This window comes from uncultured Thermosynechococcus sp., assembly GCF_937958135.1.
Lineage (GTDB): Bacteria > Cyanobacteriota > Cyanobacteriia > Thermosynechococcales > Thermosynechococcaceae > Thermosynechococcus.
This window is the reverse complement of record NZ_CALGOG010000002.1, coordinates 32,581-53,354: the sequence shown is the minus strand read 5'-3', so window position 1 is coordinate 53,354 and position 20,774 is coordinate 32,581. Positions and strand designations below refer to the sequence as shown.

Below are 20,774 nucleotides of genomic sequence, written 5' to 3'. Positions count from 1 at the left end.
AAGAACAGCATCTAGGTGCCATAGTGCAGGGTTTTGACCCACTTGAGCCGCTTAGCCCGTAACGCCATGCGCAGCGTGGTCGTACTCACCACCGGTAGCCAATGGAGCATATAGAGCGTCCCCCGTAAACTTTGCCAAAAGAGTTGCCAGATGCTCACTGATTGCGTCTGGGGAATGCCTCGCCACATGCCCACCAGTGAAATTGTAAAGCTCAGCGTTGTAAGGGGAAGAAGCAAGGGGCTGCGGTGGCGCAGCACAGCCATCAGCAAATCGGGAATGGTTGCCGTGGGAATAGCATACTTAATCAAAAACCAGCAGAAAACATCCCAGCTTTTTTGCCAGCCTAAGCGATTGCGCAGTAGGGGCTGCCAGTAGTCGAGATAACTTTGGTAGCCTCCCTCGCTCCAGCGATTGCGTTGGTGCCACAGAGCCATCAATGTGGTTACCCCCTCCTCCTGCACCGCTGGATGCATGAGCAGATCAATCTCCCAACCGTGGAGATGCAGCTTTAGGCTAAGGTCTAGATCATCGGTGATGGTTTCTTCATTCCAGCCGCCACAGCGCTCTAGGGCTTGCCGCCGCACAAATTGGCCATTGCCCCGCAGTTCCCCCATGCCGCCACAGGCAATCCGCTGCTGTTGATAGTAGGCATCGAGGATCATTTCTGCGGCTTGGCCTTGGGTCAGCACGTTGACGTCGGCATTACTGATGGCTTTACGCACTTGGACAGCGCCGACACTGGCCACTTGAAAGCGGTTGACCACCTGTTGCAATAAATCTTGGGGTACTGTGGCATCGGCATCAAAGACGCCGATGATCTCCCCCCGTGTCAGGGGTAGGACTTGATTGAGGGCACCGGATTTGCCGCCCCCCGCCCCGGGCAGTCGTCGCAGCACCTTTAGTTGGGGATACTGTTGTTGAAGTTCTTTCAAGATGTTGGGAGTGCGATCGCTACTGTTATCGTCAATGATCCACACTTCATAGCAGGGATAATCCAAGCAGCAGAGATTCTTGACAAGGCGACCAATGACCGCTTCTTCATCTTTTGCCGCCACCACCAACGACACCATGGGCTGCAGCTTTTCCACCGTCTCTGCGGCGGGGAGAGTTTGTGGCCTAACCCGCCAGTAGCGCAGCGTTTGCACACTCATCAACAGCGTTAAAACATAAATGAGCCAAATGCCGCCCACAATTAGGTGAAGGGCGATTGTACTGCCCCAAATCAGAGATAGCGCTAGGAAAGCCTTGCGGCGGCGACCCTCAGAACGCGGTTGTAATGGAGGACTTTCTGGGGCGTCAACCCACTCCGACAGCAGTTCGTCGAGGGGATCGGCTTCGTTGTAGAAACTGTTTTCGGGCCAGGAATTCTCCGGCATAGGTCACCTGATTGAGAAACCAGTACTTATCCACTCCCATAAAGAAGCTGGGAATGAGATAACACCACACTGTGCAGCCTTCGCAGACGGAGAGTCGGCCTTGGGAGCGGCGATACTCCTCCACCACCTCAGAGGACTTGTACAGTTCGTACAGGCGGCCATTGATGGGGACTCTCTTCTGCGCAAAGTGGTAGCACGGTAGCAGCAACTCATCATTGGGGGAGATGGCAATGACGGCATCCACCGCCTTGCAACGGGGATTTCGGGGATTGTTTCCCCCCGCGCGGATGAGGGCTAATGCTGCTTTATTGTAACCAACATTGTTATACTTCTTCGCGTTTTGTTCAATGCTGTCGGCAATTTCAGGGGTGGGGTTCTTCTTGTTGTTGTAGTTTTCATGGGCAGTGAAAGCGGGGTTCAACCAAACCCGTACCCCTAGACTTTGGGCAAACTCCGCCACCTCACCAATTCGTTCGTAATTTTGGGCGGTGACGGTATGGTTCAGCACCGGATACTCACCCAGCTCAAGGGCAATTTTGACGGACTCCACCAGCGTGTCAAAAATTTTCACGCCCCGCGACTGATCATGGGTGGCGGCATCAGGCCCATCGAGGGAGAAATTCAAGAAATCCACCAAGCCCTGAATTTCTCTAGCACGACGAGGATAGAGAATCGTGTTTGTCGTCATGCTGGTCATGAAACCGAGGCGCTTGGCTTCACGGTAGATGGCCGGAGCATCGGCACGCAGCAGTGGTTCGCCCCCTGTAAAGTCCACATATTTCACCCCCAAACGTTTCAAATCGCGGAGATTGGTTTGGATGGCGCTAAAATCAGCTTCTTTGCCCGGCTCCAATGCCCAAATGTCGCAAAAGTGGCAACGGGCGTTACAGCGGTAGGTCAGGTAGTAGTTAGCAACCAGTGGACTCATTGAGAATCTTCCTTCATGAATTCAAGCAAGGCCAAGATGAGTGGGCAAAAGTAGTAAATAAGTTTATGCAAGCAATTGAAAAGTTTCTAGATAAAACTTCATCGGAGTTTGAGTTGCTCAACAGTCTAGCACTCCGCGGAGCTAGGGAATGGAGATCTCTCCCTTGAACAAGTTGCAAGTTTAGCAATGCTTATTATTGATAAATATTTTTTATATCAAAAATGGATTGCTATTTGCTTAGGTTATCCTTTACCGTGAGGGCATGCCTAATAGTGAGGACAGCTCCATGAATCAACTCCTTGGCCAACGCCTGCTCAGTTCTTTAACGACCAAAATCCGTCAGTGGCTACTGACTTATCCGATTACAACGCCAGCGATCGCCCACCGCATCTGCCGATTGATTCCCGCCCAATGCCCCTTTGCCCGCACCTTCTTCCTATTTGGTCGTCCGGTTCTCACCATTCCCCCCCTCTGTAAACTCAATCCCTTTTACGAAGAGGTCATGATGCTGCGGTTTCGTGCCCTCACCTACCTCAGCGATGTTTGCCAAGAGGACATCGGCCAATACAGCTCTTTTCTAAAAACCATGGGATAGGTAAAGGGATGCAATCCTCCGCCATAGTAACGTTCACGGTTTCGAGCGTGTCCTATCTCTGTGCAAAGGGCTGTAGGTCTAGGCAGCGAGGAACTGGCAGTTGCTATACGATTAAAATGTATAGCTCTGTATCCATGGTACCCGTCGCATGCTGAAAGCCCTATTTGGCGATCCCAATCAGCGCAAGATTAAAAAGTATCAACCCCTTGTGGTGGAGATCAACCTGCTGGAGGAGCAAATTCAGCAGCTAAGCGATAGTGAGCTACAGGCAAAGACGGCCGAGTTTCGGCAGCGACTCGACAATGGTGAGACCCTCGATGACCTGCTGCCAGAGGCCTTTGCCGTGGTGCGCGAAGCCTCACGCCGGGTCTTGGGGATGCGCCACTTTGATGTCCAGCTCATCGGTGGCATGATTCTCCACGAGGGTCAGATTGCCGAAATGAAAACGGGGGAAGGAAAAACCCTGGTGGCCACGCTCCCGGCTTATCTCAACGCCTTGACGGGCAAAGGGGTACACATTGTTACCGTCAACGACTATCTGGCACGGCGGGATGCGGAATGGATGGGGCAGGTGCATCGCTTTTTGGGTCTAACAGTCGGGCTGATTCAGCAGCAAATGGCACCCCAAGAGCGGCAGAAAAGCTATGCCTGCGATATTACCTATGCCACCAACAGCGAAATCGGCTTTGACTACCTGCGGGACAATATGGCCACCTCCATGGCTGAGGTGGTACAGCGACCCTTTAACTACTGCATTATTGACGAGGTGGATTCAGTCCTGATTGATGAAGCCCGCACGCCCCTGATTATTTCGGGTCAAGTGGAGCGTCCCACCGAGAAGTATCTCAAGGCGGCGGAGGTCGCCCGTCTCCTAAAAAAAGACGAGCACTACGAGGTGGATGAAAAAGCCCGCAATGTGCTGATGACCGATGAGGGGTTTATCGAGGCAGAGAAGTTGCTAGGTGTCAGCGATCTCTATGACCCCCAAGACCCTTGGGCGCACTACATTTTCAATGCCATTAAGGCAAAAGAACTCTTTCAGCGGGATGTGAACTACATTGTCCGCAATGGCGAAGTGGTGATTGTGGATGAATTCACGGGACGGGTCATGGTGGGTCGCCGCTGGAGTGATGGCCTGCATCAGGCAATCGAAGCCAAAGAAGGCCTCGAAATTCAAAATGAGTCCCAAACCCTCGCCACGATTACCTACCAAAATCTCTTTTTGCTCTATCCGAAGTTGGCGGGGATGACAGGGACGGCCAAGACCGAAGAGGCAGAATTCGAGAAAATCTACAAGCTAGAAGTGACGGTGGTGCCCACGAATCGCCCCAGTCAACGGCGAGATTTTCCCGATGTGGTTTATAAAACAGAGCGGGGTAAATGGTTGGCGGTAGCTGCTGAATGCGCCGAGGTGCACGCCACAGGGCGGCCAGTGTTGGTGGGGACTACCAGTGTGGAGAAGTCCGAGCTATTGTCACAACTGCTGCGGGAGCAGGGAATTCCCCACAACCTGCTCAATGCCAAGCCGGAAAATGTGGAACGGGAAGCGGAAATCATTGCCCAAGCAGGGCGCAAGGGGGCGGTGACCATCTCAACGAACATGGCAGGCCGCGGTACCGACATTATTTTGGGTGGCAACGCCGACTACATGGCACGCCTCAAGGTGCGGGAATACTTTATGCCTCGCATTGTCATGCCCCCCAGTGATGACCCAATGATGCTCTTGGGGCTGAAAATGGATCGCGGCGGTGGCCAAGGCTTTAGTCAGGCGGCGCAGAAAAACTGGAAGGCTTCGCCGGGACTCTTTCCCTGTGAAATTAGTCAGGAGGCGGAAAAGTTGCTGCGCCAGGCGGTGGAGTTAGCAGTCAAGACCTATGGCGAGCGCAGTCTGCCTGAGTTGCAGGCGGAGGATATGCTGGCGATCGCCTCGGAGAAAGCGCCCACCCAAGACCCCGTGATTCAAGCTCTGCGGAATGCCTTTAACCGTATCCGTGAAGAGTATGAGGTGGTCACCAAAAAAGAACACGAAGAAGTGGTAGCCCTCGGTGGTTTGCACGTGATCGGTACCGAACGCCATGAATCGCGGCGGATTGATAACCAGTTGCGAGGCCGCGCAGGACGCCAAGGCGACCCCGGTTCAACCCGCTTTTTCCTGAGTTTGGAGGATAACCTATTGCGCATCTTCGGGGGCGATCGCATTGCTAGCATCATGAATGCTCTGCGCGTTGATGAGGACATGCCCATTGAATCCAAACTCCTCACCCGCAGCTTAGAAAATGCCCAGCGTAAGGTGGAAACCTACTACTACGACATCCGCAAGCAGGTCTTTGAGTACGACGAAGTGATGAATAACCAGCGGCGAGCCATCTATGCGGAGCGGCGGCGGGTGCTGGAAGGGGAAGACCTTAAGGATCGGGTGCTGGAGTATGCCGAGAAAACCATGGACGACATTATCGCCGCCTACGTCAATCCCGACTTGCCCCCAGAGGAATGGGATTTGGAGGGTCTGGTGGCCAAGGTACAGGAATTTGTCTATTTGCTTGCGGATCTGCGCCCTGAGCATCTGGCCCATCTGAGCGTGCCGGAAATGCAGGCCTTTTTGCATGAGCAAGTGCGCACGGCCTACGAGCAAAAAGAAGCGGAAATTGAGCGCATCCAACCCGGCCTGATGCGGCAGGCGGAACGGTTCTTTATCCTGCAGCAAATTGACCTGCTGTGGCGGGAGCACCTACAACAGATGGATGCCCTGCGGGAGTCGGTGGGCTTGCGTGGTTATGGCCAAGAAGACCCCCTCATTGAGTACAAGCGGGAGGGCTATGAACTGTTCTTGGACATGATGGTGGCCATCCGCCGCAATGTGGTGTACTCCCTCTTCCAGTTCCAGCCCCAAGTGGCACCGCCGCCAGAGGAAGTTTCCTCCCCTTCCGATCAGACCTAGCGGAGGCGGGTTACTGGGGCAACCTTGAGGGGGAGAAAGGCATCTATACTGACCAGTCTCAGTATGGGTGTAGAGGATTGAGCGTGTCTGCAGGATTGGTTTATCGGGCCTGGGGAGGCGGGATTGTTGTTGCGATCGCCAGCACAAGTATTGCTTTGGGGCAGGTGCTAGAGGGCGATCGCCTGAACTTAAATGGCCGCGACTACCCCGTGGCGTGGCAGCAGTGGCGCGATTCCCAAAATCAACTGCGCACGGGCATTAGCGATGGGGGACTTGCCCACCGCTTGGGGGTGCTCCTTGGGGATACCACAGATCCCTTTCAGCAGCCGGTGGCTTGGTTTCAACCGCAATTGAGTCCCTTGGCGGTGCGCTTTAGTGCCAATGGGATGTATCGCTACTTGGACATTACACCGTGGATTGAGCAATACCAGTGGCAGGTGCAACCCCAGGGCAATACGCTCCAAATCAATACTCCCCCAGCGCGCATTCTCCATTGGCGACAGGGACGACAACCTTGGGGCGATCGCTGGGTCTTTGAATTAGACCGCCCTACCCCTTGGCAGGTGAATCGGCTAACATTTAGCCGCAGTGGTCTGACCCCGCGGGATTTTAGCCTGACCATTGAAGCCAGCGGCCAGTTGGCGACAATTCCCAATGTCAAGGTTACCGCTACCCCCAACCGCACCGTCCTAGAAACCCAAATTCCCGGCACAGCTCGCCCGGTGGCCTCAATGCTCCTAAACCCCACCCGTCTGGTGATTGATTTTCGCAGTGATGCGCCTCCACCCCGTACAATTCAATGGGCACCGGGCCTGCGCTGGCAACAACAAACCGTTACCCTCGGCAATCACCAGTTCCCTGTGGATCTGCTGATCATTGACCCCCAGCAGCCAGGGTTGCGTCTGCGCCCCTTGACCCCTCAGCCAACCACCGTAGTAGGACTGGCCACTCTCCCTGAGCTAGCTCAAACATGGGGAGCGGCTGCGGCAATCAATGCCGGCTTCTTTAATCGCGATCGCCAAGCGCCTCTGGGGGCAATTCGCAGTGAGGGCAACTGGCTTGCCGGCCCCATTCTCAATCGCGGTGCCATTGGCTGGGACGATCGCGGCCGAATTACTGTAGGCCGTCTGAGTTTGCAGCAGCGGCTAAGAACACCTGCGGGCACATTCCCCATTGTCACGTTCAATTCTGGCTATGTCCAAGGTGGTCTTGCCCTCTATACCCCCCGCTGGGGCGCAAGTTACCAAGGGAAAACGGCTAGCGAAGTGGTCATTAGCGTGCGCAATCAGCAAGTGGTGGGGCAGGAAGCCATCAAGGTTAATCAAGCGGTTCCTATTCCTCCCGACGGCTTTCTTTTAGTTGTCCGTAACTTTTCTGCTGCCTTGGCCAGCTTTCCTGGGGGGGCTAAGGTGGAACTGGAAACGACTGCTGTGCCCGCTGTTTTTAACACCATCCCCAACATTGTCGGTGCGGGGCCTCTGCTTGTGGATCAGGGGCGCGTGGTCTTGAATGCAGCACTGGAGCAATTTGGTAGGGGGTTGGATGCGCAGGCAGCGCCCCGCAGTGCCATGGGCAATCGCCCCGATGGCAGCATTGTCTGGGTCACGACCCACAATCGGGTGGGCGGCATGGGACCTACCCTTGCCGAATGGGCACAAATTGTCCGCCAGTTGGGCTTGATCAATGCGGTGAATCTAGATGGCGGTAGTTCGACGGCTCTCTACCTGGGCGGGGTCTTGGTGGATCGCCATTCTGTAACAACGACTAGGGTTAACAATGCCATTGGTGTCTTTTGGCAACCCACCCCTTAGAGATAGGCCAAAGGATCAGTGGGTTCACCGTTCAAGCGCACCTCAAAGTGGAGGTGGGGGCCTGTTGAGAGACCCGTAGAGCCAACCTCGGCAATGGGCTGCCCCTGTTGCACAAATTGGCCTTCTCGCACAAGCAATCGCTGGGCATGGGCATAGAGGGTCGTCATGCCGCCGCCATGATCGAGAATGACGGTTTGGCCGTAGCCCCCTGACCAGTCGGCAAAGATCACCCGCCCCGCGGCGGCTGCATAAATGGGGGTGCCAAAGTCAGCGCCAAAGTCCACACCAGTGTGGAAACGCTCTGTGCCCAGAATGGGGTGAATCCGCCAGCCAAAGGGACTGGTTATTGGTGCTTGTACAGGATAGGCAAGCCGGCCACTGCGGTGCAGAGGTGGGAGTCCCCTGGGGACGTAACCGAGGCGCTGGTGAATTAGTTGCTGAATGGCGGCACTATCACGGGTCAGTTGGGCTTCTATGGCGGCAAGGGCTTGGCGATCGCTCCTGAGGCGAGCAATGAGTTGCCGCTGGTTAGCCGCTTCGCGCTCATAAATGGCCCGTTGCTGTTGCAGTTGTTGCCGCAGGGCTTGAATAAAGTGCTGCTGCCTCTGAATCTGCCGCTCCTGCTGCTGAAGCTGCTGGCGATCGCGCACTAGGGCAGCTAAATGCCGGCGATCGCGCGCATACACTTGGCGCAGGCGACCCTGTTGCGTCAGCCAATCGTTGAGGGTTGCCGCCTCAAAGATCAAGGCCCATTGGGGAATTGCGCGGTAGCGCTGTAGCCACCGCAGGCGATCGCGAATCACGGCCACACTGGCTTCGTAGCGGCGGCGAAGAGTCTGCTGCCGAGCCTGAAGCTCCCTGAGCAGGGTGGCTGCTGCCTGTAGGCGATCGCCGGCGGCCATTAACTGCTGGGTTGTCTTGTCCACATTGGCTTCTAAGCTCTCAAGGCGATCGCTGGCCGCTGCCTCAAGGCGTTCCAATTGCTGACGCTGCTCACCCACTGCCTGTTGGTGTTGCCGGTGTTCTTGAATCACCCGCTGCCAATATTCCCAGTTCTGGGAGGGAGCCGTTGCCCAGGCAACCAAAGTTACACTGAGGGTCACTAGCAGTCCCAGGCAAAGGTATAGGCCGTAACGGTATGGCTGCGGCATTGTCCCTCCCCAACGACACCTTGAAAAACTACGCCGCCGTAGGTGGCATTATCCAACCTTTGCTGCCTGCTGGAGAAAGCGAATCGCCCACTGCGGATGGCCGCCCCAATGGAGATGGAGATAACTGGCATGGAGGCGAAGATTACCCCAGCCCTCCGGTTCACCGTTCAATTGCCACAGGGGCATTGCTGGCGGCGCACTCAAGTAAGAATAGTGAAATTCATGGCCTTGAACCGTTTCTCCCGCCTGCATACATACGGTTGTTTGCAAAGCCGTGGCTTGGCGATAGCCCAAGGTGAGTTTTTGACCCATGTAAGCCACCGTGGGCAGATGTCCCACAAAGAAATAGTCATCTCCCTCTGGGGTTTGGAGTCCTTGGCTAAGGTACATAAGGCCACCACACTCGGCATAGACGGCTAAGCCCCCTTGAAGGGCCTGCCGCAGGGATTCAAGAAACCCGTGATTTGCCGCCAGTTCGGGGGCAAACACCTCCGGAAAGCCACCCCCCAAGATCAGACCGTCCAGACCTGTGGGCAAGTGGGGATCGTGGAGGGGGGAGACCGGCACTAGCGTTGCTCCCAGAGCTTGGAGCAGATCAAGCATGTCAGCATAGTAGAAGTGGAAGGCGGCATCTTGGGCAATACCAATGGTGACGGGCGGGAGAGGAGAAACCGCAAAAGGAGGGATTGAGGAGGTCACCCCAGGGGCAAGGAGGGGTGTAAGTCGCTCCCAGTCAAAACAGGTTTGTCCCAAATGGGCAAGGCGATCGCCTAGGCGCGGCAATTCTTGGGATTCGTGAGGTGGAACCAAGCCGAGGTGGCGACTGGGAAGTGCGAGGGTCTGATCGCGATAGATAACGCCGAGAATGGGCACGCCCAAGGGGGCAAGGGCGGCCTCTAGGATTTGCCGATGGCGATCGCTGGCCACTTGATTCAAGACAACGCCCACAATCTGGAGTGAGGGATCATAGTGACAAAAACCATAGACCAAAGCCGCCACCGACGCTGCCTGTTTTTGCACATCCAAGACCAGCAGAATGGGGGCGTTCAAGAGTCGGGCAATATGGGCTGTACTCCCCTCAGAACTGCCCCCCCGTCCATCGAATAGCCCCATCACCCCCTCAATCAGCACCGCATCCATTCCCTGACTGTAGTAGCCGACACAGGTGCGGATATAGTCAGCACTTGTTAGCAGGGCATCGAGATTGCGGCAGGGGCGACCACTGAGGGCGGTATGAAAGAGCGGATCAATGTAGTCTGGACCCACCTTAAACGTTTGTACCCGCTGCCCGCGGGCGGTTAATGCTGCATTCAAGGTGAGGGCAACCGTGGTTTTCCCCACACCACTGCGATCGCCCGCAATCACCAACACCATGGTTAATCCTGTTCCCCAAGAAAAATCAATCTATGGCCAAAGTTGCTGTCCTGTCTGCATTTCAGGGAGATTTGCCACCCTAGCAGCCGTAAGAGCGCTCCCCCGCCCCTGTAAGATAGGAGACTAAGCGTGCAATCAACAGTTGGGTCAGGGTCTATGACAGCGGTAACTTCGGTGCCCAGTTTCTGTGAAGGAATCCAGTATTTTGGCAACGATTGGCCGGACTGGGAGCGCTATGGTCAACCCCCCCTCCTAAATGCCCAACAGAGCGCCCTCACAGACTTAGATGCCCCCGAAGCCGCCTATCAAACCCTCCTTTACGCCGATGCCCTCCGCTATCTAGTTTTACAGATGACCGGCAGTAAGGCTTCAGGTCACCCCGGCGGCTTTGCCAGCCAAGCGGAAGCCTATGCAGCGCTGGTGATGCTCGGGCACAAGAATATCATCACGGAGGTGGGGCACCATGCCCCCGGTTTCTACGCCGCCCTCTTCTTGGATCGTTCCCTAGAGAAAATGGGTATTTATACAGTTCAAGACCTGCGCGATCGCTTCCGTGAAAAACATGGCCTACTGGGTCACCTCTCTGGCTACATCCCCGGCGTGCTTGCCCCCGCTGGCCCCCTTGGACAGGGGCAACATTTTGCCATGGCCGCAGCTTGGCTGCACCGTCAGCTCCTCTTCCCCTTCACGTTGGGGGATGGCGGTCTGGGCGAACCCTACGTCATGAGCAGTATGCTGCACTTCCACACCGCTTTTCCCGAGGTCACCAACTTCCTGCCCGTTCTGGTGTGGAATGGCTTTAGTCAAGAGCACCACAGCATGATTTCCACCAAAAGCAATGAGGCCATGATGGCCTATTGGCACGGCAATGGCTTCCAAGAGGTGGTGCTGGTGGATGCCAAGGACTTTGACGATAGTGGCCAAGAAGGGGACTACGTGGACAGCACCCAGTTTTCCTTTGGTCAGCGCTTGGCCTTTATGCAGGCGGTGCTCAAAGGGGTTCAAGAAGCAGCGCGATCGGCCCTTGCTGGCAAGCTCACAGTCTTTATCCTAAAGCAGCTCAAGGGTGCCGGTGTTCACGCCAAGGGGGCAAAATCCCACAACCTCTATGCGCAGCACACCCTCGATAACCCGGAGATTGTCAATGCCCTCAAAGCCCGCGCTCTTGCCCCTGCCGCCTGGGAATTGGTACGCCAAAACTGTGTTGCTGCGGCTGGCGGGCCGGCGGCAGATGTGGTGGTCACTGAGAAAATTTTAGACTTGCCCCCCTTGGGGGAAATTCCCCTGGAAGCCTATGGGTTGGGGGAAAACAAGGTTGCGACAACGGCGATGGGGCGGCTGGTTGCAGTGGTGGGGCAGCGCGATCGCCGCTATCTCATCACGAATGCCGATGGCAACGAAGCCTCTGGAATTGGCAACATTAACCAAGCCCTAAAGATCATTCACCCGACGCCGGATCCCCTTTACAACCAACTGCCCAATGGTCAAGTTTATGAACCCCTCAGCGAGGATGCCTGTGCGGGTCTAGCGGCTGGGCTATGCTTGATGGGCAGCCGCAGTCTTTGGTGCTCCTACGAATCCTTTGCCATCAATGGTCTTCCCATTTGGCAAACGGTCACCCAAGCCATGGCCGAACTGCGGCGACCAACCCCCAGCACAGTTACCCTCTTTACTGCTGGTGCCCTAGAGCAGGGACGCAATGGTTGGACGCATCAACGCCCAGAAATTGAAGCCTACTACGCTGCCCTATTGCGCAATGGCAATGTTTTTGCTCTCTTTCCCCCCGATGCCAACAGCATTCAAGTCTGCTACCGTTGGGCACTGACGGCTCAAAACAAGGGAATTGCCATCTTTGCCAGTAAAACACCGCTGCCCGTGCGCACCACCTTTGCCCAAACAGAACAAGCCCTTGAGGAGGGGGCGGTGACCCTCTACGAGTCTGCTACTGGTAAAGCCACAGTGGTACTGGCAGTAGTTGGGGACATGATTTTGCAACCCGTCTATAGTGCTCTGCCCCAGTTGGAGGAACTGGGCTATCGGGTACGCATTGTCTCGGTGATCAACCCGCGGCGGCTGTACCGCCCCACAGATGTTGCTTGGCAAACCTGTGCTGAACCCGACGGTGGCTTTGCCGATGAGGCCACGTTCCAGCGGCTCTTTGGCGGCGATGCCCTCTTGGGAGTTACAGGGGGAGCGGCTGCACTCTTCGAGCCGATCCTGCTGCGCGCCACCTGCCCCCGCGATGTCTTGGCGTGGCAACGGGGAGAAACCACAGCTAGTCCCGCTGAACTCATGGCCTACAATAGCCTCACTCCCGAAGCGATTTGCGATCGCGCCCGTTCACTGCTGAAGTAAGCGCCCATGACTGCTGCCCATCACAAAGCCCGTGCCCTCAAGCCCGGTAGCCTCCGCCCCGCCAAGGCGCTGTGCAGTGAGTGTGGCCTCTGCGACACCTACTATATCCACTACGTCAAGGACGCCTGTGCCTTCCTCAATCAGCAGTTTGAGCGCCTCGAGCAGCAAAGTCATGGCCGGACCCGCGATCTTGAGAATTGGGACGAGTGCTACTTTGGCGTGCATCAACAGATGCTGGCTGCTCGTAAAACCGAACCCATTGCGGGGGCGCAGTGGACGGGGATTGTCAGCAGTATTGCCATTGCCCTGTTGGAATCGGGACGAGTGGAGGGCGTTGTCTGTGTTCAAAATAGTGAGCGCGATCGCTTTACCCCCAAGCCCGTGATTGCCCGCAGTCGTGAGGAGATTCTCGCTGCGCGTGTGAATAAACCCACCCTCTCGCCCAATCTTTCCGTGCTGGAGCAGGTGGAGCAATGCGGCCTCAAACGGCTTTTAGTGATTGGCGTGGGCTGTCAAATTCAAGCCCTGCGAGCCATCCAAGACAAACTGGGTCTTGAGAAGCTCTACGTCCTAGGCACGCCCTGTGTGGACAATGTCACCCGTGCCGGTCTGCAAAAATTTCTTGAAACCACGAGCCGCTCCCCTGAAACCGTCATTCACTACGAGTTCATGCAGGACTTTCGGGTACACTTCAAGCACAGCGACGGCTCCACCGAAACGGTGCCCTTTTTTGGCTTGAAAACCAATCAACTGAAGGACATTTTTGCCCCCTCCTGCATGAGTTGCTTTGACTACGTGAATGGCCTTGCCGATTTGGTGGTAGGCTACATGGGTGCTCCCTTTGGTTGGCAGTGGCTGGTGGTGCGCAATGACCTAGGCCAAGAAATGCTGGATTTGGTTTGGGATCAATTGGAAATCCAGCCCGTGACCAGTGGGGGCGATCGCCACGCTGCCGTGCAACAAAGTATTCCTGCCTACGATAAAGGTGTTACGCTCCCCATGTGGGCGGCCAAACTCGTGGGCCTAGTGATTGAGCGCATTGGCCCCAAAGGGCTTGAATATGCTCGCTTTTCCATTGACTCCCACTTTACCCGCAACTATCTCTATGTGCGGCGCCACTACCCCCAAAAACTAGCGACGCACGTGCCCCCCTTTGCCCAAAAAATTGTGGATCAGTATCAATTGCCCTCCCAGTAATGCAACAAAAACCGCCCCTGAGGGCAGGAGCGGCTGCGTAAAAGTTCAGCAAATGAGCGTTGCTTAGCCGTTGATGCTCGGAGCAATCATGGCTACCGGCGCCGACTCGCCACCGGCCAAGTCGAGGGGGAAGTTGTGGGCATTCCGCTCGTGCATCACTTCCATCCCCAAGTTGGCACGGTTGATGATGTCAGCCCAAGTGTTGATCACGTTGCCTTTGGCGTCAATGACCGAATGGTTGAAGTTGAAGCCATTCAGGTTAAAGGCCATGGTGCTAATGCCAAGGGCAGCAAACCAGACGCCCACCACGGGCCAAGCGGCGAGGAAGAAGTGCAGCGAGCGGCTGTTGTTGAAGCTGGCATATTGGAAGATCAAGCGACCGAAGTAACCGTGGGCCGCCACGATGTTGTAGGTCTCTTCTTCCTGACCAAACTTGTAGCCGTAGTTGGCAGACTCGGTTTCGGTGGTTTCACGGATCAAGCTAGAAGTCACGAGAGAACCGTGCATGGCGCAGAACAGCGCACCCCCGAAGACACCGGCCACACCCAGTTGGTGGAAGGGGTGCATGAGAATGTTGTGCTCCGCTTGGAACACAATCATGAAGTTGAAGGTACCGGAGATACCGAGGGGCATGCCATCGGAGAAGCTGCCTTGACCAATGGGATAGATCAAGAACACCGCAAAGGCAGAGGCCAAGGGAGCAGAGTAGGCCACGCAAATCCAAGGCCGCATCCCAAGGCGGTAGCTGAGTTCCCACTGGCGCCCCATGTAGCAGGAGGCTCCCAACAGGAAGTGGAAGATGATTAGTTGGTAAGGGCCACCGTTGTAGAGCCACTCATCGAGGGAAGCCGCTTCCCAAATGGGATAGAAGTGCAAGCCAATGGCGTTGCTGGAGGGGACAACCGCACCGGTAATGATGTTGTTGCCATAGAGCAAGGAGCCAGAAACCGGCTCACGGATGCCATCAATGTCCACAGGGGGAGCAGCGATGAAGGCAATCACAAAGCAGATGGTTGCGGCTAACAGGGTAGGGATCATGATTACACCAAACCAGCCCACATAGAGGCGGTTATCGGTGCTGGTTACCCAGTTACAAAACCGCTCCCACAAATTCGCGCTTTCGCGACGTTGGAGAGTCGTAGTCATAGGCGTGATAAGTCCAGATATATCTTTTCTTTCCATTTACAAACCCTTGAAAGCAGTTGCAAACTGCAAGGGCTTAAGCATTAAGTTAATATTTGCCCTAAGGGATTGGGGAAGGTCTAAATTATTGTTAGTAAAGCTAAATAGGTAGTTATGTTTATTTATTTTTCTTGATGTTTTTATCTCCATTCATTGCCGGCGATCGCCCCCCTGAGGGCAAGCTCAAGGGTTAAGATATATTAAGCAACCGTGTTTAGGGCAGAGCTTTCCCATGCGTGTAATTTTAATGACTGGCAAAGGTGGCGTTGGTAAAACTTCAGTGGCAGCAGCAACGGGGTTACGCTGTGCAGAATTGGGGTATAAAACGCTGGTCCTGAGCACGGATCCTGCCCACTCCCTTGCCGATAGTTTTGACCTCGAATTGGGGCATGTCCCTGTTCCCGTCGCCAAAAATCTTTGGGGGGCAGAACTGGATGCCCTGATGGAGTTGGAAGACAACTGGGGAGCTGTCAAGCGCTACATTACCCAAGTCTTACAGGCCCGCGGCTTAGAAGGGGTTCAAGCTGAGGAATTGGCAATCTTACCGGGGATGGATGAGATCTTTGCCCTTGTGCGCATGAAACGCCACTATGACGAAGGCCTGTACGATGTTCTTATCATTGACTCTGCCCCCACCGGCACGGCATTGCGGTTGTTGAGTCTACCGGAAGTGAGCGGTTGGTATATGCGCCGCTTCTATAAGCCGTTGCAGCGGATGTCCATGGCCCTACGCCCCATTGTGGAGCCAATTTTCAAACCCTTGGCGGGGTTTTCTTTGCCCGATCAAGAGGTGATGGATGCGCCCTATGAATTTTATGAGCAGATTGAAGCCCTGGAAAAAGTCCTCACCGACAACACCCAAACTTCTGTGCGCTTGGTAACCAATCCCGAAAAGATGGTGATCAAGGAATCCCTGCGCGCCCATGCCTATCTCAGCCTCTACAATGTGGCCACGGATTTAGTGGTGGCCAACCGCATTCTCCCCGAGAGTGTTCATGATCCTTTCTTTACCCGCTGGAGAGAAACCCAGCAACGGTATCGGCAAGAGATTCACGATAATTTTCGTCCCCTCCCCGTTAAGGAAGTGCCTCTCTTTGCGGAGGAACTCTGTGGTTTAGCGGCACTGCATCGCCTCAAGGAAACCCTCTATGCCGATGAGGATCCGGCTCAAGTTTATTACCAAGAGCAAACGATTCGGGTAGTGCCCAGGGATGGCCAGTACAGCCTTGAACTCTATTTACCGGGGGTGCCCAAGGAAAAAATTGAACTCAATAAAACCGCTGATGAGTTGAACATTCGCATTGGCAACCATCGTCGCAATATGGTGCTGCCCCAAGGCTTGGCGGCACTGCAACCGGTAGGCGCGAAAATGGAGGCGGACTATCTAAAAATCCGTTTTGCCAGCGTCACCAATAGTTAACAACAAGTATGATGAGATTTTCCTGTGTGACCTCAACTGAGCTGGCGATCGCCACTACAAACCTAACCAAGGTTTATCATTCTGGCCATCAGGAGACATCGGTTCTTCAGGGAATTAACCTGAAAATCGAGCGCGGCCATATCCATCTGCTGATGGGACCTTCGGGGTCGGGTAAAACCACACTACTCTCGATTTTAGCCGGCATTCTTGCCCCTACCAGTGGTCAAGTGGTTGTCTTAGGCGAAGAGATTACCCGACTCTCCAAGGCCGCACTGGCAAAGTTTCGTCTGCAAAATATTGGCTTTATCTTTCAGAGCTTTAATCTTTTCCCCGCCTTGACAGCATTGGAGAATGTCGAAATTGCTCTCAATCTCAAGGGCATTAAAGGTAAAAAAGCAAAGGAACAGGCGGCAGCTCTTTTAGCGGCAGTTGGTTTAGGCGATCGCCTCGACTTTGTGCCCGCCCACCTCTCTGGGGGGCAGAAACAACGGGTTGCCATTGCCCGTGCCCTCGCGGGTGAACCGAAAATTATTTTTGCCGATGAACCCACTGCTTCCCTCGATTCTCAAAACGGCCAACAGGTGATTACTATTCTCAAAAAGCTGGCAAAGCAAAATGGCTGCACCGTCATGATTGTGACCCACGATCCACGAATTATGGCCATTGCCGATCGCATCACCAAGATCGAGGATGGCAAGGTCAGCGAGGGCTAACTCTGCTCACCCTGCACCCAGCGTTCCCAGAGGAGTTGCAGTGTCAGTGCCACTAGACCTAGCGCAATAATGCTAAAGACACCCGTTGCCAAGGTACATAGACCCACCACGAGGGTGCGCACAGCCACTGCCAAGCTATAGACCAGTTGATTGTGGTAGCTCACCGCGTGGGTAGCAAAGACATAGGCGATCGCCCCTGTGAGCCGATGTAGAAGAATTCCAAGTGTGCCAGCAATTAGCGCACCGGTTAAACAGCGCAATGGATTGGTTTGCGGGGGGAGAACCGTCATGGAAAGCACTAACCTTTATGAGCCGATGATTCCAGAATACGGTAGCCAATGTCACGACGATAGTAGCAATCGGCAAATTGAATGGCTTTCACGCCGGCATAGGCTTTGGCTTGAGCAGTGGCAAAATCAGGAGCCAAGGCGGTGATATTCAGTACGCGCCCCCCATTGGTGTACCACTGCCCGTCTTGCCAGTGCGTTCCCGCATGGAAAACGAGTACCCCTTGGGCGATTGCGTCGGGAATCCCCTGAATCACATCCCCTTTACGGTAACTCCCCGGATACCCCCCCGCCGCCATTACGACCGATAGCGCCACTTCATGGCGCCATTGCAACGCTCCCAAACGAGCCAACCGCCCCTCGACACAGGCCAAGAGCACCTCAATCAGGGGGGTCTCCAAAAGGGGCAGCACCACTTGGGTTTCCGGATCGCCAAAGCGACAGTTAAATTCCACCACGTAGGGATCGCCTGCAGGCGTGATCATCAGACCGGCATAGAGTACCCCACAGTAGTGAATCCCCCGCTCCTGTAAGGCTCTGAGGGTAGGTTCGAGAATTGTTTTTTGAATCCGTTCCATCAATTCTGACGTTACCCAAGGAACTGGGGCATACGCTCCCATTCCCCCAGTATTTGGACCGGTATCCCCTTCGCCAACGCGCTTGTGGTCTTGGGCAGGCAAGAGCGGCACAATTGTTTGACCATCCGTAACGGCGAGTACCGAGACCTCCTGCCCCTCCAGTACCGATTCAATGACCACCCGTTGACCGGCGGCGCCAAATTCACCCCCAAAAATCCGCTCTAGGGCAGCAATTGCCTCTGCTACTGTGGCTGCAACTGTTACCCCTTTACCCGCCGCTAGACCATCCGCCTTAATGACAATGGGTGCCCCTTGGGTTTGAACGTAGCGAGAAGCTGCTTCATAATTCTCAAACACAGCCGCCTTGGCTGTAGGAATCTCAGCCGACTCCATCAGCGCCTTTGCCCAGGCTTTACTGGCTTCAATCTGTGCCCCTGCTTGGGTTGGGCCAAAGACGGGAATGTCTAGCGTTTGGAGGTAATCGGCCAAACCCGCAGCAAGGGGTGCTTCTGGCCCAACAACCACTAAATCAACGTGATTCTCTTTGGCAAAGTCCCCAATGCCGGTGAGGTCGGTGGCTGCAATGGCAACATTTTCACACCGCTCTAGGCAAGCTGTTCCGCCATTACCGGGGAGACAATAGACTTGGCTCACCTGGGGAGAATCCAGTAATTTCCAAGCGATCGCGTGCTCCCGACCACCACTGCCAATGACAACGACCTTCACAGATGCGCTCCAAAAAGATAGGCGATCATTTTTGAAATCAATCTTCAGGAGCTTATCAAGTTTACCGGTTAAGTAGCAATGGTCTCTCCAAAGGCAACGAGAAACGACAGGCGGCGATCGCCTGGCAAGACATGAGTTCCCTAGTTGACAGGGCCATGATTTTCCTGATACTCTAAGGATCGGTCAAAAATTGGGACTGTAGTTCAATCGGTTAGAGCACCGCCCTGTCACGGCGGAAGTTGCGGGTTCGAGCCCCGTCAGTCCCGCTAATCCTTAACGCTGGGCTTGGCTGCCGTACATCGCCTGGAGAACCACGGCCGGATTGACGAGTTGCCCTCGGTGGCGGAGCGTCCAGTGAAGATGAGGCCCTGTAGTGCGCCCTGTCATGCCCACGCGACCAATACGCGCCCCTGTAGGCACCCGCTGCCCCTCCAGGATCACAATGCCGCCAGCGCGATCAACCATAGCTCGTCCTTGGGGGGTCTGCTCAACCCGCCCCATCATGTGGCAGTAAACGTGTTCCCAAGCTCCCGATTGAATCCGTACCAGTGTGCCACAGGCGGTGTGATCGGAAACTTCAATCACCTGACCGGCCCACCAATTGCGGATGTAGCTCCCCTGGGGGGCGGCAAAATCAAGGCCGTTGTGAAATTCAGTTGTAGGTTCGCCCGTGGGCGATCGCCGGTAGCCAAAGGGAGAAGTATAGCCCTGAAAATTTTCCACAGGAAACGAAGCGTCGCTCCAGCGAAGCGTCCTTGCACCTGTATTTTGGGAGGGTTGACTCAGTTGGGGAATGGCGACTGTGCTACCGCAGGCGATCGCCAGTGCCAGACTGATGCGCTGCCAATGCATATCCAACTCCTCACATCTTTTTTGCCTACGGCCTTCGACCGTTATTGAGATACACCGTTCCCTATTGTAGGGACGTAGGATATTTTCAGGTGATAAGAAAATCCAGATGGCTGCTAACAACCCCAAGGAACAGGCTGAAGTGACTCAACCTACCCTACGCGATCGCCTCCAAGCCGAAGCAAAAGCACCCTACCGAGGACTACGGCGTGTTTTTTATGCTGTTTTTGCTGCTTCCGGCCTCATGGGTGCCTTTATCCTTGGCCTCAAGGGATTGGCGGGCACCGCAGGTGACGATTTGGCGCAGAATCTGGCGTTGCAAATTGGGGTGGTTGTCCTGATGATTACCCTCTGGCGTTGGGATCGCGGCTAAATTCGTTGCGCAAGCAAAAAGCGATCGTGGCCACTGAGATCCCTAAGGATCTCCACCCGTTCATAGGCTTGGGTTGCCATTGCCAGCGCCGCCACCGCCGCCCCTTGGGTCGCCATTAATTCGATAAAGAGCCAGCCCTGGGGCTGAAGATATTTTGGCGCCGTCTGCACAATCTGGCGAATTGCCTGCAGGCCATCCGCACCCCCATCGAGGGCCAAGCGGGGTTCGTGGTACTGCACTTCGGGCTGGAGAGTGGCCACAAGGCCGGTGGGAATATAGGGGGGATTACTGACAATGCCCTGTACCTGTCCTTGAAGATGCGCTATGGGGGCAAACCAATTCCCAACGTAGCACTGTACGCGATCGCCCAAACGGTGCTTTTCAATATTGAGGTGCGCTATCTCTAGGGCTTCAGGACTGCAATCCACAGCATGCACAAAAGCGGCAGGAAATAACCGCGCCAAGCCGATGGCGATCGCCCCACTACCCGTGCCCAAATCCAGCCAATGACCCTGTTGTTGCCCAGGGGGCACCGTTGCCGCCACCACTTCTAGTAACTCCTCCGTTTCTGGCCGAGGAATCAGCACACCGGGGGCAACAACTAATTCCAGATCGTGCCAGTGAACCGTACCAATCAGATATTGTAGGGGGACTCGCTCTTGCCAGCGGCGTTGCCAACGCTCTTGGAGTTCTGCAAGGGAAAGTTTTAGGCAAATCTGGGCTGGGAATCGGCGCAATGTGAGTTCAAGGGGACTCAGTGCGGTGAAGGCACCGAGAAATTGTTTTAACTCCCGTAGGCCACTCTCGCGCTCAGGGGCAGGAATGATTCCCTGTGCCCAGTGCCACCATGCTTGGAGTGCCTCACCACTCACGCATATATCTTGACCCTTGTTTTCTGAAGATACTCGTATCAAAATAGCC

General features: G+C 55.1%; 17 protein-coding genes and 1 tRNA gene. 9 read left to right on the top strand and 9 right to left on the bottom strand.

Annotated elements, in window-relative coordinates:
- Nucleotides 1-11: 11 nt before the first annotated feature.
- On the bottom strand, nt 12-1,376 hold the full coding sequence (locus tag Q0711_RS00285) for a glycosyltransferase family 2 protein (RefSeq protein WP_298613854.1): 1,365 nt from the start codon (nt 1,374-1,376) through the stop codon (nt 12-14).
- Nucleotides 1,297-2,304 carry a radical SAM protein gene (locus tag Q0711_RS00280; RefSeq protein ID WP_298613856.1) on the bottom strand — a complete coding sequence of 336 codons (1,008 nt, stop codon included), beginning with the start codon at nt 2,302-2,304 and terminating at the stop codon, nt 1,297-1,299. Before Q0711_RS00280 ends, Q0711_RS00285 begins: the two co-directional genes overlap by 80 nt.
- A gap of 286 nt (nt 2,305-2,590) precedes the next feature.
- On the opposite strand from Q0711_RS00280, the gene Q0711_RS00275 reads away from it, so the two are divergent.
- From Q0711_RS00275 to Q0711_RS00265, 3 genes are all read left to right on the top strand, one after another.
- Nucleotides 2,591-2,899, top strand: a complete 309-nt coding sequence (locus Q0711_RS00275; RefSeq protein ID WP_298613858.1) for a Mo-dependent nitrogenase C-terminal domain-containing protein — start codon at nt 2,591-2,593, stop codon at nt 2,897-2,899.
- A 148-nt stretch (nt 2,900-3,047) separates the two neighbouring features.
- Nucleotides 3,048-5,837 carry a preprotein translocase subunit SecA gene (gene secA, locus Q0711_RS00270; RefSeq protein WP_298613860.1) on the top strand — a complete coding sequence of 930 codons (2,790 nt, stop codon included), beginning with the start codon at nt 3,048-3,050 and terminating at the stop codon, nt 5,835-5,837.
- Nucleotides 5,838-5,920: 83 nt separating this feature from the next.
- A complete protein-coding gene (locus tag Q0711_RS00265) occupies nt 5,921-7,648 on the top strand; it encodes a phosphodiester glycosidase family protein (RefSeq protein ID WP_298976801.1) in 1,728 nt (575 codons plus the stop codon).
- Here Q0711_RS00265 and Q0711_RS00260 read toward each other — a convergent pair.
- Both Q0711_RS00260 and Q0711_RS00255 read right to left on the bottom strand, forming a co-directional pair.
- Nucleotides 7,645-8,799 (bottom strand): M23 family metallopeptidase, encoded by a 1,155-nt coding sequence (locus Q0711_RS00260; RefSeq protein WP_298614396.1) that lies wholly within the window; start codon nt 8,797-8,799, stop codon nt 7,645-7,647. The genes Q0711_RS00265 and Q0711_RS00260 overlap by 4 nt on opposite strands.
- 48 nt (nt 8,800-8,847) lie before the next feature.
- The gene (locus tag Q0711_RS00255; RefSeq protein ID WP_298614398.1) at nt 8,848-10,173 is read right to left on the bottom strand and encodes a cobyrinate a,c-diamide synthase; all 1,326 of its coding nucleotides are present in this window, start codon (nt 10,171-10,173) and stop codon (nt 8,848-8,850) included.
- 156 nt (nt 10,174-10,329) lie between these two features.
- Here Q0711_RS00255 and Q0711_RS00250 point away from each other — a divergent pair, with 156 nt between their 5' ends.
- Both Q0711_RS00250 and Q0711_RS00245 read left to right on the top strand, forming a co-directional pair.
- Nucleotides 10,330-12,528, top strand: a complete 2,199-nt coding sequence (locus Q0711_RS00250) for a phosphoketolase (RefSeq protein WP_298614400.1) — start codon at nt 10,330-10,332, stop codon at nt 12,526-12,528.
- A gap of 6 nt (nt 12,529-12,534) precedes the next feature.
- Entirely contained in the window at nt 12,535-13,725 is a 1,191-nt protein-coding gene (locus Q0711_RS00245) for a Coenzyme F420 hydrogenase/dehydrogenase, beta subunit C-terminal domain (RefSeq protein ID WP_299041235.1), read from the top strand.
- A gap of 63 nt (nt 13,726-13,788) precedes the next feature.
- Here the strand turns inward: Q0711_RS00245 and psbA are convergent, their stop codons facing one another.
- Complete coding sequence (psbA, locus tag Q0711_RS00240) at nt 13,789-14,871, bottom strand: photosystem II q(b) protein (protein ID WP_299041233.1); 1,083 nt, start codon at nt 14,869-14,871, stop codon at nt 13,789-13,791.
- A 268-nt stretch (nt 14,872-15,139) separates the two neighbouring features.
- Here psbA and Q0711_RS00235 point away from each other — a divergent pair, with 268 nt between their 5' ends.
- The gene (locus Q0711_RS00235; RefSeq protein ID WP_298611987.1) at nt 15,140-16,327 is read left to right on the top strand and encodes a TRC40/GET3/ArsA family transport-energizing ATPase; all 1,188 of its coding nucleotides are present in this window, start codon (nt 15,140-15,142) and stop codon (nt 16,325-16,327) included.
- Nucleotides 16,328-16,353: 26 nt separating this feature from the next.
- Nucleotides 16,354-17,040: an ABC transporter ATP-binding protein gene (locus tag Q0711_RS00230; protein ID WP_298611985.1), complete on the top strand. Its 687-nt coding sequence runs from the start codon at nt 16,354-16,356 to the stop codon at nt 17,038-17,040.
- Here the strand turns inward: Q0711_RS00230 and Q0711_RS00225 are convergent.
- Together Q0711_RS00225 and purD are read right to left on the bottom strand one after the other, a co-directional pair.
- Nucleotides 17,037-17,330, bottom strand: a complete 294-nt coding sequence (locus Q0711_RS00225; protein WP_298611983.1) for a DUF3082 domain-containing protein — start codon at nt 17,328-17,330, stop codon at nt 17,037-17,039. The genes Q0711_RS00230 and Q0711_RS00225 overlap by 4 nt on opposite strands.
- Before the next feature lie 8 nt (nt 17,331-17,338).
- Entirely contained in the window at nt 17,339-18,631 is a 1,293-nt protein-coding gene (gene purD, locus Q0711_RS00220) for a phosphoribosylamine--glycine ligase (RefSeq protein ID WP_298611981.1), read from the bottom strand.
- 192 nt (nt 18,632-18,823) lie between these two features.
- On the opposite strand from purD, the gene Q0711_RS00215 reads away from it, so the two are divergent.
- Nucleotides 18,824-18,897, top strand: a tRNA-Asp gene (locus Q0711_RS00215).
- Between the two features lie 7 nt (nt 18,898-18,904).
- Here Q0711_RS00215 and Q0711_RS00210 read toward each other — a convergent pair.
- On the bottom strand, nt 18,905-19,483 hold the full coding sequence (locus Q0711_RS00210) for a M23 family metallopeptidase (protein WP_298611978.1): 579 nt from the start codon (nt 19,481-19,483) through the stop codon (nt 18,905-18,907).
- Nucleotides 19,484-19,589: 106 nt separating this feature from the next.
- Between Q0711_RS00210 and Q0711_RS00205 the strand changes: the two genes are divergently transcribed.
- On the top strand, nt 19,590-19,853 hold the full coding sequence (locus Q0711_RS00205) for a DUF3493 domain-containing protein (protein ID WP_298611975.1): 264 nt from the start codon (nt 19,590-19,592) through the stop codon (nt 19,851-19,853).
- Here Q0711_RS00205 and prmC read toward each other — a convergent pair.
- Nucleotides 19,850-20,725, bottom strand: a complete 876-nt coding sequence (gene prmC, locus Q0711_RS00200; RefSeq protein WP_298611973.1) for a peptide chain release factor N(5)-glutamine methyltransferase — start codon at nt 20,723-20,725, stop codon at nt 19,850-19,852. The genes Q0711_RS00205 and prmC overlap by 4 nt on opposite strands.
- Between the last annotated feature and the right edge of the window lie 49 nt (nt 20,726-20,774).